17 protein-coding genes and 1 pseudogene are annotated in these 16,882 nt (G+C 59.3%); all 18 read right to left on the bottom strand.

All coding sequences use genetic code 11. The features are described from left to right. Window positions 1-20 precede the first annotated feature (20 nt). The 18 genes and pseudogenes from ACO9S2_RS09135 to ACO9S2_RS09050 all read right to left on the bottom strand — a co-directional run bounded on the left by ACO9S2_RS09135 (window position 21) and on the right by ACO9S2_RS09050 (window position 16,864). A complete protein-coding gene (locus tag ACO9S2_RS09135; RefSeq protein WP_423721692.1) occupies window positions 21-1,022 on the bottom strand; it encodes a PCP reductase family protein in 1,002 nt (333 codons plus the stop codon). 22 nt (window positions 1,023-1,044) lie between these two features. Continuing rightward, window positions 1,045-1,350: pseudogene (locus ACO9S2_RS09130) on the bottom strand (HU family DNA-binding protein); the annotation flags it as partial. A 36-nt stretch (window positions 1,351-1,386) separates the two neighbouring features. Next, a complete protein-coding gene (gene sppA, locus ACO9S2_RS09125) occupies window positions 1,387-2,283 on the bottom strand; it encodes a signal peptide peptidase SppA (protein ID WP_423721691.1) in 897 nt (298 codons plus the stop codon). Window positions 2,284-2,325: 42 nt separating this feature from the next. Beyond that, the gene (locus ACO9S2_RS09120) at window positions 2,326-4,035 is read right to left on the bottom strand and encodes a 30S ribosomal protein S1 (RefSeq protein WP_423721690.1); all 1,710 of its coding nucleotides are present in this window, start codon (window positions 4,033-4,035) and stop codon (window positions 2,326-2,328) included. A 55-nt stretch (window positions 4,036-4,090) separates the two neighbouring features. Beyond that, window positions 4,091-4,789 carry a lysophospholipid acyltransferase family protein gene (locus tag ACO9S2_RS09115; RefSeq protein WP_423721689.1) on the bottom strand — a complete coding sequence of 233 codons (699 nt, stop codon included), beginning with the start codon at window positions 4,787-4,789 and terminating at the stop codon, window positions 4,091-4,093. Beyond that, window positions 4,786-5,445, bottom strand: coding sequence for a (d)CMP kinase (gene cmk, locus ACO9S2_RS09110; RefSeq protein WP_423721688.1), 660 nt, complete (start codon window positions 5,443-5,445; stop codon window positions 4,786-4,788). The genes ACO9S2_RS09115 and cmk overlap by 4 nt, the downstream gene beginning before the upstream one ends. A 48-nt stretch (window positions 5,446-5,493) precedes the next feature. After that, on the bottom strand, window positions 5,494-6,816 hold the full coding sequence (gene aroA, locus ACO9S2_RS09105; protein ID WP_423721687.1) for a 3-phosphoshikimate 1-carboxyvinyltransferase: 1,323 nt from the start codon (window positions 6,814-6,816) through the stop codon (window positions 5,494-5,496). A gap of 7 nt (window positions 6,817-6,823) precedes the next feature. Then, on the bottom strand, window positions 6,824-7,717 hold the full coding sequence (locus tag ACO9S2_RS09100; protein ID WP_423721686.1) for a prephenate dehydrogenase: 894 nt from the start codon (window positions 7,715-7,717) through the stop codon (window positions 6,824-6,826). Between the two features lie 17 nt (window positions 7,718-7,734). Further along, the gene (gene aroF / locus ACO9S2_RS09095; protein WP_423721685.1) at window positions 7,735-8,748 is read right to left on the bottom strand and encodes a 3-deoxy-7-phosphoheptulonate synthase; all 1,014 of its coding nucleotides are present in this window, start codon (window positions 8,746-8,748) and stop codon (window positions 7,735-7,737) included. A gap of 21 nt (window positions 8,749-8,769) precedes the next feature. Next, window positions 8,770-9,849, bottom strand: a complete 1,080-nt coding sequence (gene hisC, locus ACO9S2_RS09090; RefSeq protein ID WP_423721684.1) for a histidinol-phosphate transaminase — start codon at window positions 9,847-9,849, stop codon at window positions 8,770-8,772. 4 nt (window positions 9,850-9,853) lie between these two features. Continuing rightward, the gene (gene pheA, locus ACO9S2_RS09085) at window positions 9,854-10,930 is read right to left on the bottom strand and encodes a prephenate dehydratase (RefSeq protein ID WP_423721683.1); all 1,077 of its coding nucleotides are present in this window, start codon (window positions 10,928-10,930) and stop codon (window positions 9,854-9,856) included. Between the two features lie 293 nt (window positions 10,931-11,223). Then, entirely contained in the window at window positions 11,224-12,228 is a 1,005-nt protein-coding gene (gene ruvB / locus ACO9S2_RS09080) for a Holliday junction branch migration DNA helicase RuvB (protein WP_423721682.1), read from the bottom strand. Window positions 12,229-12,253: 25 nt separating this feature from the next. After that, window positions 12,254-12,745: a hypothetical protein gene (locus ACO9S2_RS09075; RefSeq protein ID WP_423721681.1), complete on the bottom strand. Its 492-nt coding sequence runs from the start codon at window positions 12,743-12,745 to the stop codon at window positions 12,254-12,256. Between the two features lie 3 nt (window positions 12,746-12,748). Beyond that, entirely contained in the window at window positions 12,749-13,357 is a 609-nt protein-coding gene (ruvA, locus tag ACO9S2_RS09070; RefSeq protein ID WP_423721680.1) for a Holliday junction branch migration protein RuvA, read from the bottom strand. A gap of 47 nt (window positions 13,358-13,404) precedes the next feature. Next, the gene (locus tag ACO9S2_RS09065) at window positions 13,405-14,163 is read right to left on the bottom strand and encodes a YebC/PmpR family DNA-binding transcriptional regulator (protein WP_423721679.1); all 759 of its coding nucleotides are present in this window, start codon (window positions 14,161-14,163) and stop codon (window positions 13,405-13,407) included. Between the two features lie 137 nt (window positions 14,164-14,300). Beyond that, window positions 14,301-15,026: a hypothetical protein gene (locus tag ACO9S2_RS09060; protein WP_423721678.1), complete on the bottom strand. Its 726-nt coding sequence runs from the start codon at window positions 15,024-15,026 to the stop codon at window positions 14,301-14,303. A gap of 136 nt (window positions 15,027-15,162) precedes the next feature. Continuing rightward, complete coding sequence (locus tag ACO9S2_RS09055; RefSeq protein WP_423721677.1) at window positions 15,163-15,918, bottom strand: PCP reductase family protein; 756 nt, start codon at window positions 15,916-15,918, stop codon at window positions 15,163-15,165. Between the two features lie 25 nt (window positions 15,919-15,943). Then, window positions 15,944-16,864, bottom strand: coding sequence for an Mrp/NBP35 family ATP-binding protein (locus ACO9S2_RS09050; RefSeq protein ID WP_423721676.1), 921 nt, complete (start codon window positions 16,862-16,864; stop codon window positions 15,944-15,946). Window positions 16,865-16,882: the final 18 nt, after the last annotated feature.

Raw genomic sequence — 16,882 nt, 5'->3', positions numbered from 1 at the left:
GGCGGAAGAATGAGGGGACGTTACAGCGCCCCCTCACCCTTCAGATACTTGCGGAATCGATCCATGAGGTCGGCACCCAGTGTGCCGCCTTCGGGCTTCTTGACATTAGGATCGGCAAAGTGGCCGCGAATTTCCTGCAGGCGCTTTTCAGCCTGATCATTCCCCTGCAGCCGCTTGGTTTTCGTGAGGGCGGTGTCAAAGGCATCAAACGTCAGTTCATTATACCCGAATGATCGAATGCGCTTTACCGCTTTCATCATGGCCTGATTGCGGAACGTCGTCAGATGATCGGAGTCGATCTCGGCAAGACCCAGCTTTCGGGCGCGCCGTTCGGCCGCTTTCCTGATGCCGCTCCGGACAAAGTCCGGTGAGGTTTGCAGCCGCTTCCACGCCTCATCCGACCAGGCCACCCGCTGTTGCGGCGCGTCCCATAACTGCCGGACGTTCTCTTCGTCGATCCTGGTGAACCCCTTCTCTCTTGCCGCTTCTTCGGTGTCATGCCGGATCATGTCGCTGACGAATTCCAGCGCAATCGGCGGGGAATCCTTGATCTTCTGCTGAAGCAGCGCCAACGCCCCCTCGCTCCACTCCAAGGGAGGGAGCTCTTGTTCGCGCAAATCCCCCATCGACTCGACACGATCGAGGAGATCGATGTTGACCTCCATGTGCCCGCCTTCACGGGCCAACTCTTCGGCAATCTGCTTGATCATCCCGCGCATAAAATCAGGCACCGCATCGAGCCGCGCCTTGGCCGCCGCCGTCCACGGCAGCTGCCCTTTCTCCATCGCATCGGCGGCGGAGGCCATCCCGGCCTCGCCACCCATGCGGCCCATCATCTGTCCCTTAAACTGATCCAGCTTGATTTCATCGATCTCGTCATAGCCCAACTCGCGGGCCTTTTTCTCGGCCAAGCGACGCACCATGCTCCGCAGGAAAATGGGTGCGCGCTCCATCCGCTTAAGGGCACCGTCGGTCCAGCGAATCTCCGTCATGGCTGACTCGGGGGTATTGGGGGATGACATGGGGAGGACTCCTTCTGGCTGGTTACTGATTCAAGAGCTCTTTGAGTTCTTTGCCCGCTTTAAAAAACGGAACCCGCTTGGCCGGCACCGCGACCGTGGCGCCGGTCTTGGGATTGCGGCCCTCTTTCATCCGTCGCGCGCGGAGCCGGAAACTGCCGAACCCGCGAATCTCGGTCTTGTCGCCGTTCTTGAGCGAATCCCGGATACAGTCGAAAATCGTATTGACCACGACCTCGGCCTGCCGTTTCGTCAGCGTGGTCACTTTCTCGGAAACCTGCTCGATGATCTGCGCCTTCGTCATGTCCGATCCCCTTTCGCACCGTTGATGGACGGATGCCTCGCGCGTGGATGCCGCGCCCCGCTACTAATAGGCCATCAGATACTTCAGATTCACGCCGGAATGAAAATCCAACTTGGGCAACATCGCCGACAGTCTGGATTCCAGCAACTCGCGGACCGAAAACCGGCGCCGCGGCTCCACCACTTTGGGCTCTCCCTCGATGCCCACGACGTCGGCCGCAAGCTGAATAGCGTCTTCCAAGTCCCCGAGTTCATCGACAAGCTTGGCCTCTTTCGCCTGACGGCCCGTAAAGATCCGTCCGTCCGCGAGCGCCTGAACGTCGCCGACCTCCAGTGCCCGTCCTTCGGCCACCGCCTCGATGAATTGCTTGTGGACATCGTCCATCACGGTTTGCAGAAGGCCTCGCTCTTCGTCGCTCATTTTCCTGAGCGGAGATCCCACATCCTTATATTTTCCGCTCTTGACGACGACCCCTTCGACCCCGATCTTCTGGAGCAGGCCCTCCACGTTGGCCATCTCCATGATCACCCCGATGCTGCCGGTCAGCGTCCCCGGATTGGCCACGATCCGATCCGTCGCCGCAGCAATATAGTAGCCGCCCGAGGCCGCCACACTGCCCATGGACGTAATAACCACTTTGCTGCTTTTGTTTCGGACCCGGCGCACCGCATCATAAATTTCCTGCGACGGCACGACCCCGCCGCCGGGACTATCGATGCGCAACACAATCGCCTTGACTGTGGGGTTTTCGCTGAACCGCTTCAGTTCTTCGATGGTCGCCTGCGAATCCAGGATGACCCCCTCGACACGAATCAGCGCAATCCGGTCCTCGCCGGAAAAATCGACATCGGGGAAGAAGATATTGATCAAGAGCAGCAATCCCAGGCCGACGCCCGCCACCAGCAAAAAGGTGCGAAACGGGCGTCGTCGGGGACTGCGTTCTACATGCTCGTCAGCCATGTTGCATCACACAGAGCACTTTCAAGGCCCGCGCCTCCGTGATTAGTCGTCTGACTGGGACTTCTTCCGGCTCTGCTTGGCAGCCCGCCCAAGGCTCTGGTCCAGGCCGCCCTGGGAGGCATGGTACTCATCCACCTGACGGCGATCGGAATCCGCCTGATGCTCCCGCAAGCTGAGCGCAATTTTCCGTTCTTCACGATCGACCTTGATGATCTTGGCCGTCACATCATCCTGCAGCTTGAACTTTTCTTCAAGCTTGGCCGATCCTTCGAGCCCGGCCTCGCTGACATGGATCAGTCCTTCGACCCCGCCTTCGAGTTCGATGAAGATCCCGAAATCGGCAATCTTGCTGACCTTGCCGGTCACCGAGTCCCCGACATGATAGCGGGCGGGAATCTCATCGTCCCAGGGATCGCGGGCCAGCTGCTTATAGCCCAGAGAAAGCCGCTCTTTCTCCTTGTCGATACGCAGCACCACGGCCTCGACCTTCTGCCCCTTCTTGAACAATTCGGACGGATGCTTGATGTGCTTCGTCCAGGACATGTCCGAGATATGGATCAAACCGTCAATGCCCTCTTCCAGCCCGATGAAGGCGCCGAAATCGGTCAGGCTCTTCACCTTGCCCTCGATCTTGGTGCCGATCGGATACTTGCTCTCGATCATGTCCCAGGGGTTGGGGGCCGTCTGCTTCATGCCCAACGAAATTTTCCGGCTGGCAGGGTCCACATTCAACACCGCCGCCTCAACCTGATCGCCGACCGCCACAACGCGCGACGGATGCCGTACTTCATGGGTCCAGGACATTTCAGAGACGTGGACCAGGCCCTCGACGCCCGGCTCAAGCTCGATAAAGGCCCCGTAGTCCGTGAGGCTCACGACCCGGCCGCGCACGCGGGTGCCGATCGGATACTTTCCTGCGACGTTGGTCCAGGGATCCGCGCTCTTCTGCTTCAAGCCCAAGGAAATGCGGCCGGTCTCCCGATCGTACTTCAGCACGGTGACTTCGACGCGATCGCCCACCGTGAACATTTCAGAGGGATGGCCGACACGACCCCACGACATATCGGTGATGTGGAGCAACCCGTCGATGCCCCCGAGATCGATGAACGCGCCGTAATCGGTGATGTTCTTGACCATGCCCTGAATCAGCTGCCCTTCCTTCAGATTGGCCAGCGTGGTCTGCCGCTTCTTGTCACGGGTTTCTTCGAGCAGCACACGGCGCGACACCACGACGTTGCCGCGGCGATGGTTGATCTTGATGATCTTCAAGGGGAACGTCTTGCCGACGAGGCCGTCCAAATCCCGGACCGGATGGAGATCGATCTGTGAACCGGGCAGGAACGCCTTCACGCCGATATCGACCATCATGCCGCCCTTGATGCGCGAAATGATTTTCCCGTCGATGCTCTTTTCATCCTTGTACAGCTTTTCCAGTTCTTCCCAGATCTTCATCTTGTCGGCTTTTTCTTTGGAAAGAACGAGATTGCCGTCTGCGTCTTCACATTCTTCGATATACACCTGGAGCCGATCCCCGACCTTCAGGTTCTGGAGATCGTCGGGAGAGAACTGATCGCTGGGGATCATCCCCTCGGACTTGTAGCCGATGTCCACCACGACTTTGTCTTTCGTCATGGCGACCACACGGCCTTCGGTAATCGTGCCTTCTTCGAGGTTCCGGAAAGTCTCCTCATAGAGGGCGGCCAATGCGGCGCGATCCAATTGTGCGTCACTTCCTGTCGGTGCGGTGCTCATGGGCGGATCCTAATCCTCCGGCTTTCGCCGGGTGCTGAGGGTGAAGAAGCCGCGCTCACTCAGCGTTGCGAGCGTCGGCAGTCGGCCGCTCCGGTAAAACCGGATCGCCCTCGTGTCCCACCATCGGAGGAGGGACATTCCCGAGAGCGGCGATCTGTGTGATCACCGTGCGGCTGACCAGTTGATAAAATCGTTTCGCGTCTGCCTTATCGTGTTCTTTGGGATGCCCCTTTTCAAATACCAACGGAGCTCCCAATTTGACGGTCACTGGGCGAAAGCGCAGCCACTTGGCCCCGGTCGGCAACACATCGAACGTCCCCTTGAGATAGGCCGGAACCACGGGGCAACCGGTCTGCGAGACGATGATCCCGATGCCGGATTTCGGCTGCCTGAGGTGGCCGTCAAGAGTCCGGCCCCCCTCAGGAAAAATCACGACCACCTTGCCAGCCTGAATCAGGCTGATGGCTTTCCCGAAAGCCTCACGATCCAGCCGGCCTAACCGGAGGGGAATCCAGCCCAGGGACTGCAAAATTCCGTTCAGCACAGGAACGGGAAACAGATCGCTGCGGCCCAGATACCACGCCCGCCGTTTCATGCCGCATCCCAGCAGCGGGATATCCACATAGCTGGCGTGGTTGGCGGCAACCAGCACACCGCCGGTCCTGGGCAATTCTCCTTCGATCCGATACCGAAACAACAGCCTCGCAATCGTCCGGGCCAGGACCCAGAGGATTCCGTAAACGAACCCGCTCACGATGCGGCTGCCACCACCGCCAGCATCTGCTCCACCACCTCGTCGATCTGCAATAAGGACGTATCGATCAGGCGCGCGTCGGCGGCCGGCACGAGCGGCGCCACGACGCGATTCCGATCCCGTTCGTCACGTCCGGAAAGATCCTGATACGTTTTCTCCATCGGACCGCCATGTCCCGCCGCAACGAGTTCTCGATGGCGGCGCTCGGCCCGCACCGTCGCATCGGCCTCCAGAAAAAATTTCACCGGCGCCGAGGGGAAAATCCTGGTGCCGATGTCACGGCCTTCGGCGACGACTGACCCGCGCTGTCCGATTTGCTGCTGGACCGGCAGGAGCCATTCTCTGACTGCGGGAATGGCCGACACCACCGATGCCGCGGCCGTTACTTCCGGCGTGCGCAGCTCGCCGGTGACGTCAGCGTCGTTCACCAATACGCGCATCGCCCCGTTCTGAAACAACATTTGAATCGACAGGGTCGGAAGCGAGGCGGCAACCTGTTCCCGATCGGCCGGATCAATCCCATGACGCAGGATGTGCCATGCCACCGCCCGGTATAATGCCCCCGTATCGAGATAGAGATAGCCCAGGCGGGCAGCCAGCAGCTTGGCCACGGTGCTTTTGCCGACTCCGGCTGGTCCATCAATGGCGATAATCACACGCCCGTCCTTCCATCCCGATGCCGGAACGCCACCGCATTATAGTCCTCACGCCCCTCCGGTCAACAATGCGGCCAAGGTTCGATCGAAGTGAGGGAATGAGGTATCGACGCAGCCCGTGTCCTCGATGCTGGTGGGCGTCGCGGCAGTCAACCCGCCGATGGCCAACGACATCGCCACACGATGATCGCCATGACTCCGGCCCTGGGTGGTGCCGTTCAGATGACCGTTCTGCCCCGCGCGCCCCAGCCCGCGAATCACCATGCCGTCGGGCTTCTCCGTAATCTGTGCCCCCATGGCCCGCAGTTCGGCGCTCATCGTCGCAATGCGATCGCTTTCCTTCACCCGCAATTCTTCCGCCCCGGAGATCGTCGTCTCACCCTCGGCCACCGCCGCGGCCACACAGAGGATCGGAAATTCATCGATGGTTTGAGGGATCCGCTCAGGACCGACCGCTACACCTTTCAACGATGCGGACGTCACACGCAAATCCGCAACCGGTTCACCGGCTTGATCCCGCCGGTTGAGGATCTGGATCTTCGCCCCCATGGCCGTCAGCACGTCGAGCAGCCCGGTCCTCGTCGGATTAATGCCGACATTGCGGATCGTGACATCCGAACCGGGCACGATCGTCGCCCCGACCAGAAAAAATGCGGCGGCGGAGAAATCACCGGGAATCACAATGTCTCGTCCGGTCCACCCTACCGACGGACGGCCTTGCAAGACCAAGGTGTCCGCCTCCTGCCGCAAAGAAATCCCGAAAAACTGAAACATCCGCTCCGTATGATCGCGCGACAACCGGGGCTCCCGAAATCTGGTCACACCGTCGGCGAACAGGCCCGCAAAGAGCAGCGAGGACTTGACCTGTGCGCTGGCAACCGGCGATGTATAGTCAATCCCATGCAAGCGGGTCCCGGTAATCGCCAAGGGCGCCAATTCACCGCCCTTGCGGCCGGCGATGATCGCGCCCATCTCCCGCAACGGCTTCACGACACGCCCCATAGGCCGGCGGCGAATCGATTCGTCGCCGGTGAGGATCGTAAAAAAATCCTGTCCGGCCAGCAGGCCGGTCAGCAACCTTGTCCCGGTTCCGGAATTCCCGCAATCGATCGGAGCACCCGCCTCCTGCAACCCCCAGAAGCCTTTCCCATGGACGTGAAGGACATCGGGCTGTTCCTCAATCCGAATGCCCAGCGCCTGAAACGCGCGCATCGTGTTCAGACAATCTTCCCCGCGGGAGTAACTGGACAGCCGGCTCTCCCCTTCGGCAAGCGACGTCAAAATAATCGCGCGATGCGTGATCGACTTATCGCCGGGAACCGTGATGGCCCCGGAAAGCGCGCGTCCTGGTGTGACAGTTAACGATGCCATAGCGATCTCATGCCGACACAGCTGAACGAGGGTTGAGTTTGTCCCGTTCGTCTTTTGCCCGTTCCAGCGCCTTCTCGATACCCGCTGCATCCCCGGATTGAATCAGGCGCTTGAGGTCCTGAAGCGCCTGCTGATACGCGTCGATGAAGTGCACCACGTTGTCGCGGTTCCACAGAAAGATATCCCTCCACATTTCCGGCGAACTCGCGGCAATCCTCGTCGTATCCCGCAATCCCCCTCCGGAATGGACGGCCAAATCGAGGGAGGCGATTTCACGGTCACGCAAATCCGCCAACGCCGTGATAAGCGCAAAGGCCGCGACATGGGGCAAATGGCTGACAGCGCCCAGAATCTGATCGTGCAGGCGGGGATCCATCGTCAAGACGACCGAGCCCGTCTCCTGCCACAAAGCCCGCACCCGTTCCAACGCCTGAGCATCGGTTTTGGAGGTGGGCGTCAGAATGCAGCGTGCGCCCTTAAAGAGCTGATCCGTCCCTGCCGCCACGCCGGTTTTTTCCTTCCCTGCGATGGGATGCGCGCCGACAAAATGCACGCCCGACGGCAGACTCGCCTCCGACTGTTCAACCAGTGCACCTTTGACACTCCCGACATCGCTCACGATGGCACCGGGGGAGAGACAGGAGGCCCACTCCTTCAGGTGTCGATCGTAGGTATCGACCGGCGTCGCCAGGATGACGAGATCCGCGCCTCGCACTCCTTCTTTCGCGTCGGCGACATAGCGATCGATGGCACCCAGTTCGACGGCCGTCTTGAGATTTTCAACCCGCCGCCCCACCCCGACCACCTGATCGGCCAGCCCCTTGCGGCGCAGGATCATGCCCAGCGATCCGCCGATGAGCCCGACTCCGATGATAGCAACCTGTGTGAAGTGAACGGTCATGCTCGCTCGATCAACTCCTAGACCTCGCGCCCCACGGCAGCCCCAATCTTCCGCAAATCCTGCATCAGTTCTTTGAACTTCGACGGCCTGATCGACTCTTCTCCGTCGCAGAGGGCGCATTCCGGATTGGAATGCACTTCGATGAGCAACCCGTCGGCTCCCGCGGCCACGGCCGCTTTCGACATGGGGGCGACGAGATTCCATTTACCGGTCGCATGGCTGGGATCCACGATCACCGGAAGATGCGACAGTTCTTTCAGCGTCGGGATCGCCGCGAGATCCAGGGTGTTGCGATATTGGGTTTCAAACGTGCGAATGCCGCGCTCGCAGAGCATCACGTTGCGATTGCCCCGCGACATGACGTACTCCGCCGAGAGCAGAAATTCTTTGATCGTCGCGGAGAGGCCCCGCTTGAGCAACACCGGTTTGTCGTACGCACCGACTTCTTTCAAGAGTTCAAAGTTCTGCATATTGCGGGCGCCGATCTGAATGATGTCGGCCTTCTCGAGAAAAAGTTCGATGTCCCGCGTGTCGAGAATCTCGCTGACCACCGGCAGGCCCGTCTGCTTCTTCGCTTCCAACAAGTAGTCGAGGCCTTCACGACCAAGTCCCTGAAACGAATAGGGGGACGTGCGCGGCTTGTAGGCCCCGCCGCGGAGGATCGACGCCCCGGCCGCTTTGACCTCGTGCGCGATCCCGACCGTCAATTCCAGACGCTCCACGGCACAGGGGCCCGCCATGATCACGAGTTTGTTCCCGCCGATTTTCACGCCGCCGACGTCGATGATGGTGCCTTCCCGCTTGAACTCCCGGCTCACCAGCTTCCACGGCGCCAGGATCGGCAGCACGCTCTCGACGCCGGGAAGCGCCGTCAACGGCTGGTTCTGGAGAATCCGGTCGTCTCCGATGACCCCGATGATCGTCCGCTCTTGCCCCGTGGAGAGCTGTGACTTCAGGCCCAATTCACGCAAGCGATCGATGATGCGATCGACTTCCCGTTCCGTCGCCTCGGGTTTCAAGACGATGATCATGGTAGCCTCTCCCTGCCTCCCCTACGACCGCAAGACTCTTTGCAAGGCGCATAGAAATGCGTCATTCTCATCCGGCTGCCCGATGGTCACGCGCAGCATGGTGCCTTCGATATGCCGCACGATGACGCCCTCGCGAAGCAAGGCGTCGAATATGCCCCGGCCGTCCCGCTTGACGTCAAAGTACAGAAAATTGGCCTGGCTGGGGATGGCCGTAAACCCGAGCCCCCGCAACCCGCTCTCCATCTGCTGCATGCCGGCGGCATTCACCGCCCGACTCTTCGCTACATGGTCATCATCGCCCAGCGCCGCCAGAGCCGCGCGCTGCGCGAGCGTGTTGGCGTTGAAGGGCGGGCGGACCCGATTCAGGCAATTGGTGATCTCCGGTGTCGTGATCCCGTAGCCGATCCGCAGTCCGGCCAACCCGTAGATCTTCGAAAACGTTCTCAGCACAACCGCGTTCCGTCCCTGCGTCACATACTGCAGGCTGTCCGGGAAGTGCGGATCGCGTACGTACTCGAAATACGCTTCATCAAAGACCACGATCACATCCTCCGGCACCTGCGTCATGAACCGGGCGACGGCATCGGCTGAGACCATGGTCCCCGTGGGGTTGTTGGGGTTGCAGAGAAAGACGAGTCTCGTTTTGGGAGTGATCGCCTTCGCCATGCCGTCAAGATCGTGGGTCCAGTCGATCAACGGGACGATCACCGCCTTACCGTGGGCTGCCGTCACTTCCATCTTATAGATGACGAAGGTCTGGTCGGCCATCACCGCTTCGTCGCCCGGCGCAAGGAAGGTCCGCGCGAGCAGACCAAGAATTTCGTCGGATCCATTGCCGAGGATAATATGATCGAGGGTGACCTTCCATCGATCCGCCAATGCCTGGCGCAACCGATAGGCGCCTCCGTCCGGATACCGATGCAGGCTTTCATGCCCCCCGGCAAGACCGGCCAACGCTTTGGGCGATGGTCCCAGCGGGTTTTCGTTCGACGCCAACTTGATGACCCGCGCCAGCCCCATCTCCCGTTGCAGCTCTTCGATCGGCTTGCCCGGAACATAGGGATGGAGCGAGGCAATGTCTGGATGAATTCGAAGTGCCATAGGGCTAACTGTGCGCAGGGTAGGAACCCAGGATCTTCATAAAGAGGCACCGGCCCTTAATCTCTTCAATGGCCCTCTTCACACGCTCTTCTTCCACGTGGCCTTCAACGTCCACAAAGAAAATGTATTCCCACGCCTTGCGCCGGGACGGACGCGACTCGATCTTCGTCATGCTGATCCCGTGCGATGCAAAGGGCCTGAGAAGGTCATAGAGGGCACCGACCTTGTCTTTGATCGACAGCATCAATGAAGTCTTGTCTTTGCCGGTGCGCTGGGGCGGCTTTTGCGACAGCACGAGGAAACGGGTGAAGTTGTTGAGATTGTCTTCAATCCGCGCCTTGATCACCTTGAGACCGTAGAGCTGGGAAGCCAGTTCCGAAGCAATGGCGGCAATGGAGGGATCCTCCAGGCACATCTCAGCCGCGCGCGCCGTGCTGGCCACTTCTGACACTTGAACGCGCGGCATATTGGTTTCGAGCCAGTTGCGGCATTGGGCAATGGCATGAGGGTGCGAGCAAATCTTCTTGACCTCTTCCGCCACCCCTGACTTGGACATGAGATGGTGCGAGACTTCCTGCAGCACCTCGCCATAAATCAGGAGATTCGAGTCCACAAACATATCGAGCGTATGATTGACGACGCCTTCAGTCGTATTCTCGATCGGCACGACGCCGAAATGCGCGCGCCCCCGCTCCACTTCGTTGAACACTTCCTTGATGCTGTGGACCGGAATGTACTGGGCCGACGATCCGAACTTCTGCATGCAGGCCATATGGGTAAACGTTGCGCGGGGCCCCAGATAGGCCACTTTCTGCGGGCCTTCCAGCGAGAGCGAGGCCGACATGATTTCCCGGTACACGGGACGGATGGCCTCAGAAGGAAACGGACCTGTATTCTGGTTGACTAAACGCTCGATGATCGCAGCTTCGCGGGCCGGGGTATGGAGGTTCGCCTCCGCATCCTTCTCTTTCTTGATCCTACCGATCTCGATAACACTCTTCGACCGCTCGTTGAGCAGACGGAGAATTTCATCGTCGATACGGTCAATCTCTTTCCGGTAATCGGAAAGGTCACCAGGCATGAACAAACCCCCTCCACTCTCGCCTCATGAGTTGGACGATCGTCCAGAGGCGGAACGAGTGCGAGCAAGCGTTGAATCATACAGGAACCGAGTCAGGTAATGCAAGGAGACTCAAGGTCTGTCAAGGACTTGCGTCCTCTTTATAAACTCACTCCCCGCGAAGCTCTCGCGACAAGTCGGAGGGCTGAGGAAAGGCCATGGGACGGGATTTCATGAAAGGGGGAATGGCCCAGGAACTAGGTGTAACCTTGGCGGCGACCACGGAAAGGCGCCCGGTCGTCGAGCTTCAGTCGCTAGAACAGCTGGTTCGTTGGCTTGTTGAAATGCTCAAAAGCCGCTTTGGTGACTTGCCGGCCGCGCCCCGTACGATCGAGGTAGCCGGCTTGAATCAGATAGGGTTCGTGCACATCTTCGAGGGTGCTGCGATCCTCTTGCACCGCCGCTGCCAGGGATTCGACCCCGACCGGCCCTCCTCCGAATTTCTCGATGATGGTGAGAAGGATTTTGCGATCCATCTCGTCAAAGCCCGCCGAATCCACCCCGAGCCAGGCCAAGGCCTGGTGAGCCACGGCTTGCGTGATCCGGCCTTCGGCTTTCACCTGGGCAAAGTCACGGACCCGCTTGATGAGTCGATTGACGATCCGCGGTGTGCCTCGGGCACGGCAGGCGATTTCGTGGGCGCCTTCCGGATCGATGGGAATATTGAGAAGCCCGGCCGAACGCATAACGATCACTTGCAGTTCCGCCGGTGAATAAAACTCAAGCCGATAGACCAACCCGAAGCGATCCCGCAGCGGCGACGTCAAGGCCCCGGCTTTGGTCGTCGCCCCGACGAGCGTAAAGCGAGGAAGATCGAGTTTTACGGTTCTGGCAGCAGGCCCTTGCCCCACGACGAGATCGAGCTGGAAATCCTCCATCGCGGGATACAGCGCCTCCTCCACCGATGCGGGCAGCCGGTGGATTTCATCGATAAAGAGCACATCGTGCTCCTGCAGATTCGTGAGGATCGCCGCGAGATCCCCGGCATGCGCCAGCACAAGGCCCGAGGTGGCGCGCAAGGCCCCGCCCATTTCACGGGCGATGATATGGGCGATGGTGGTTTTGCCAAGCCCCGGGGGGCCATAGAAAATCGTATGGTCGAGGGTCTCGCCTCGCTGCGTGGCGGCTTCGATGCAAATCCTGAGCGATTCTTTCATGCGCGCCTGGCCGATGTACTCGTCAAGCGTCTGCGGACGTAACGTCTGCTCGATGCTTCGTTCGTCGTCGGTCAACTGGGCGTTCAGGATTCGATCGTTCATAGTCCCTGGGTCCCGCACTGGGGTATTATTTCTTTTCGGAGGGAGGAATATATTGATAGTTCGGGGGGGGCGGCAACGCCCCTCGCCCCGGCGTCGCCGTGCTCCCGCAATCGGGCGGACAGATTTTTCCGCCGGTTGTCGAATCCGGAAAGTTCGATTCCATTCGTTCCAACTGGCATTGGGAGAGGCGCCCGCCGTCCTGATTTCCACAACGGGCCGGGACCGAGGAACTCCCGATTTCCCGGTACCCTTCCGGACAGGAACCGCAGACGGGCAGCAAGTTGGCGCCGAGCGGCACGCACTGGACCAGTATCGGATCCCCATCTTTGCAAATACTCGGAGCCTCGGTGACGCCCGTCATAGCATAGCCCTCGGGGCATTTCCCGCACGTCTTGCGGATGCTTTTCGGCTCTGTTTGCGCGTCATCAGCCAGAGAGAGATCAGGGGAGAATGCGACCGACGCGCTGAGCATGAAAAACACGGTTACGATCACGTCACGCCACGAGTTCACGGTCATGAGCTACCCCCTTGCCAGATCTTTCAAGGTTTCACGGATCAGAACCTGCAAGCTGACGGGTTCTGTCCTGGACTGCCGCACCCGCTTTAACGCCTCTTTCGCATCCTGTGCCCGATACCCGAGGTTCGTCAATGCAGAGAGGGCATCGTCAAACATGGCATCCTGTCCGGCGGGCGAGACTTCTGAGGTCAGCGCCATCGCGGGATGCAACTTCGCCGCTTTCTCCTTGAGTTCAAGGACGATCCGTCCGGCGGTTTTTTTACCCACCCCCGGCACCGTTTCCAGCTTATCAACGTCGCCGGATTGAATCGCCGAAACCAGGTCTGACACGGGCAGGGCCGAGAGTATTCCCAAGGCCGATTTGGGACCGATTCCGGAGACTGTCGTCAGCAACACGAACGCGTCTTTTTCCTGTTGCGTGACGAAACCAAACAACTGAATGGCATCCTCGCGGACATGGGTGTGGATGCTCAGCGAAACGGTCTGGTTGAGATCCGGGAGGTTATAGAAGGTACTGAGGGGAACAAAGACTTCGTAACCGACTCCCTGGACATCAAGAGCCAGATGCGTCGGCGCCTTAAAGGCCAACCGGCCTGTCAATAAGGCGATCATGCGTCGGTCGTGGAGACTCCTGAATCGGTGAACGATGAGAACGCCGGTTACCCGGCAGCAGCCGCAGCGACTTTCTCCATGACTTCGTCGGAAATGTCGAAGTTGGCATGGACTTTCTGCACATCGTCGTGCTCGTCCATGACTTCCATCAGCCTGAGCATTTGCTCAGCGGCTTTCTCTTCGAGATGGACCGTGTTCTGGGGAATAAAGGTGATTTCCGCCGTCGTCGATTCGATCTTGGCATCGGTCAGCGCTTTCTTGACGGCTTCAAAATCATGCGGGTCAGTGACCACCTCGAACATTTTCTCGCCGACTTTCACATCTTCCGCACCCGCATCAAGAGCCAGAGTCAGGAGCGTGTCCTCGTCCACCTTTCCCTTCTCGATCGTAATGAGGCCCTTCTTGTGGAACTGCCATGACACGGCACCGGCTTCGGCCATATTGCCATGGTTCTTGGTAAAGAGACTGCGGATTTCGGCGACCGTGCGGTTACGATTATCACTGGTGATCTCCAGCAGGACGGCCGTGCCGCCAGGCCCATACCCTTCGAGCGCAAATTCTTCATAGGTCACACCGGGAAGTTCCCCTGTGCCTCGCTGGATGGCCTTCTTCATCGTATCGCCGGGCATATTGGCTTCCTTCGCCTTGGCAATGGCCAGCCGTAGGCGAGGGTTACCGTCCGGATCACCGCCTGATCGGGATGCGATGGTCAGCTCTCTGATAATGCGCGTGAAAATCTTCCCGCGCTTGGCATCTTGCGCGCCTTTGTGCCGCTTAATTGTCGCCCAATGACTATGTCCACCCATAAAGATTCCTCCTCTAAGTCAGCGACAATCCGGCTGATTAGAGATCACCGCACTGCCTCAGTCGCCGCAATGCGTTAGACCTAGCATAGGGCTTTCGAGGGTGTCAATCGACTCGGGTGCGGCCGGTGGTCCCGAGACTATTCGGAGTATAAGAGGAGTTGCACACCGATCGCGAGAATGCACAGAGCCCAGGCGATTTCCCCTCTGCTGCGCAACCAGCCAATGGGAGAGGCAAACCACGCAGAGACGAGCCTTGTCCCGCCGGCCGAGATGGCAATGGTCCCCATGATCGCATGGTCAAGAGCAATCTGCTGTGCGGAGGGATGGGCTCCGTGGGAATGGGCGAACAACATCAGCCCACCGAGAATCGCGAAGGCGGGAAGCGGCACCATCCAGCCGGCATGAACGACATGACCGAGCCGTCGAAAAATCTCGATGAGCCCGATGGCCAACGACAAGATCCCATACAACTTATGCTGAAGGATTTCAGGATCGTGGCCGCCAAATGTTTGCGCAAAACTCAAGGAACCGATCGGCCATGCCTGGTGATCGCTCCAAATCAAGAGAAAGATCCCCATAAGAATAAGAGCCCCGGGCAACAGCATCCTCGCCCAACTGACCGCGGCAACCCGAAGAGCCGGAGTCAACTCCGAGAAACCGATCAGAAGGACGAAGAATCCTGCCAGATGGTGATTAAACTCGGAATAGGCGACGCCTTCTTTCGATCCCTCCCAGCCATCGGAGGAAGGGGCCGAATCATGATCGTGCCCGTGATGGGGTACCGTCTCAGCAGAAGTGTCTGGCCCCGGCTCATGGTGCTGAGCGCCCAGCGGCCCGGCGCACAACAAGACCACCGCGGCCACACACGAGAAGCCGCGTAGCCACGCGGAGACTCGACTCAGCTGTCCTGATCGCTGAAGGAATATATGGAAAGGAAAGGCCCATCCGGCCGGCCGGATAGGCCTTGAGAAGGCCCGCTGTCTGTTGCCCATAACCGTCTTACATAAACTTCATGAACTTATCTTTGGCGTCATCCATAACTTGCGCGGTGATGGTGGCCACGCCGCGCTCTTTGGCCAACCGCTCGATTTCTTTCCGGGCCATCGGCCTGATGAAGTCGGGAATATTGTCCAGCCGCTGCTCCGCCTCCCGAGACCAGGTCATCCCGTTGGGCGAATCGTTTTTCGAATCGTCCATGACTTGGAGCGTGATGGACGTAAACCCGTTCTTCCTGGCATAGGCTTCGACACTGCTTTGCACCATCGGTTTCACAAAAGCCGGCAACCGGTCGAGTTTTTCTTTTGCGTCGGCCGTCCAGGTGAACTCCGAAGCAGACGGAGCAGTCGCGCCCGGTTTACCGCCGGTCGTCAGCCCCATTTCCGCGACCATGGCGGAGAAGGGACAGCCGCCGCTGGCTTTCTCGCCGGGCTTCGCGGCCGTAGGAACGGCAGCGGAGGCAACCGGTTGGCCGCCCTGAATCTTCTCATTCAAATAGGCGCCCATCTGTCCGGCCCCGGCCAACGCCTCATCCTTGAGGGTCCCTCTGGTCATTTCAAACGGCTCGGCCGCAACCGTCCGGCCTCCCAGTTTCACGCCGAGCGAACTGACCATTTGCGTTTCGCCGGGATTGGTCACCATGGAGAACTTGGCATTGCAAGACGGACAGCCGAAGAACACGCCGAGCGACCCTTCCCCGGGCTTCTCGACCTTTTCAAAATTCATATAGGTTTCGCAGTTCAGACAGACAAATTTCATAGTGACTCCTCCCGCATCCCTCTCATTACAGCTTATCCGCTAACACCTTCTTGTAGTCGAGCAAGGTGCGGATACGACCGGCAATTTCCTGATACCGTTGAATAGTCGGATAGGTTTCGTCAAGCAACGGCTGGCCCTTGTCAAACGTACGGGCGAGTTTTCGATCAAACGGAACCCTTCCCAGAAGCGGAAGATCGAGCGCCTCGCACATCGCTTCGGTATTGCCTTCAAACAGCTCATTGACTTCACCGCAGGACGGACAGCGATACTCGCTCATATTTTCCACGATACCGAGGACCTTGATCCCCATATCACGGGCATACGTGACCGACTTCTGCACCACGTCGGAGGCCACTTCCGATGGAGTGGTCACCACAATCGCACCGGCCAAATCCGGGATAAATCCCGCAATGACCGGCGGCTTATCGGCAGCAGCGCCAGGAGGCAGGTCGGCCAGCAGATAATCCAGTTCGCCCCAGACCACATCAGCGAGAAACTCCCGAATGACATTCATCTCCATGAGCCCAAGCCAGACCGGGCTCACGTCCATCGGGCCCTTCCACCGGACCGGCGACGCGTCGCCGAGAAAGAAGTCCATCGAGGCGACTTTCAGTCCCAATGGCCCAACCGGAGGAATAGCGCCCTCCGGCGTCATAGTCAGAGACTGGCCATGCAGACCCAACATGCGCGGCACGCAGGGACCGTTCAAATCCACATCCAGTAATCCGACCTTGGCCCCTTGACGGGCAAAAGCCAGGGCCAGGTTGACGGTCGTCATGCTCTTGCCGACGCCGCCCTTCCCGCTCATCACGGCGATCTTGTACTTAATACCCGCCATGCGGGCATGTACCTGCTTGGTTTGCTCGGTAATCTGCTGAACGACCTTGGCGTCGTCCGAATATTTGAGCTTGCCGAGGATGGCTTTCAGGTCCTTTTCAGGAGCCATAATACGTCCCTTTTGTGC

It is taken from the genome of Nitrospira sp. NS4 (assembly GCF_049546785.1).
Classification (GTDB): Bacteria; Nitrospirota; Nitrospiria; order Nitrospirales; family Nitrospiraceae; genus Nitrospira_D.
This window is presented reverse-complemented; position numbering and strand designations above follow the sequence as displayed.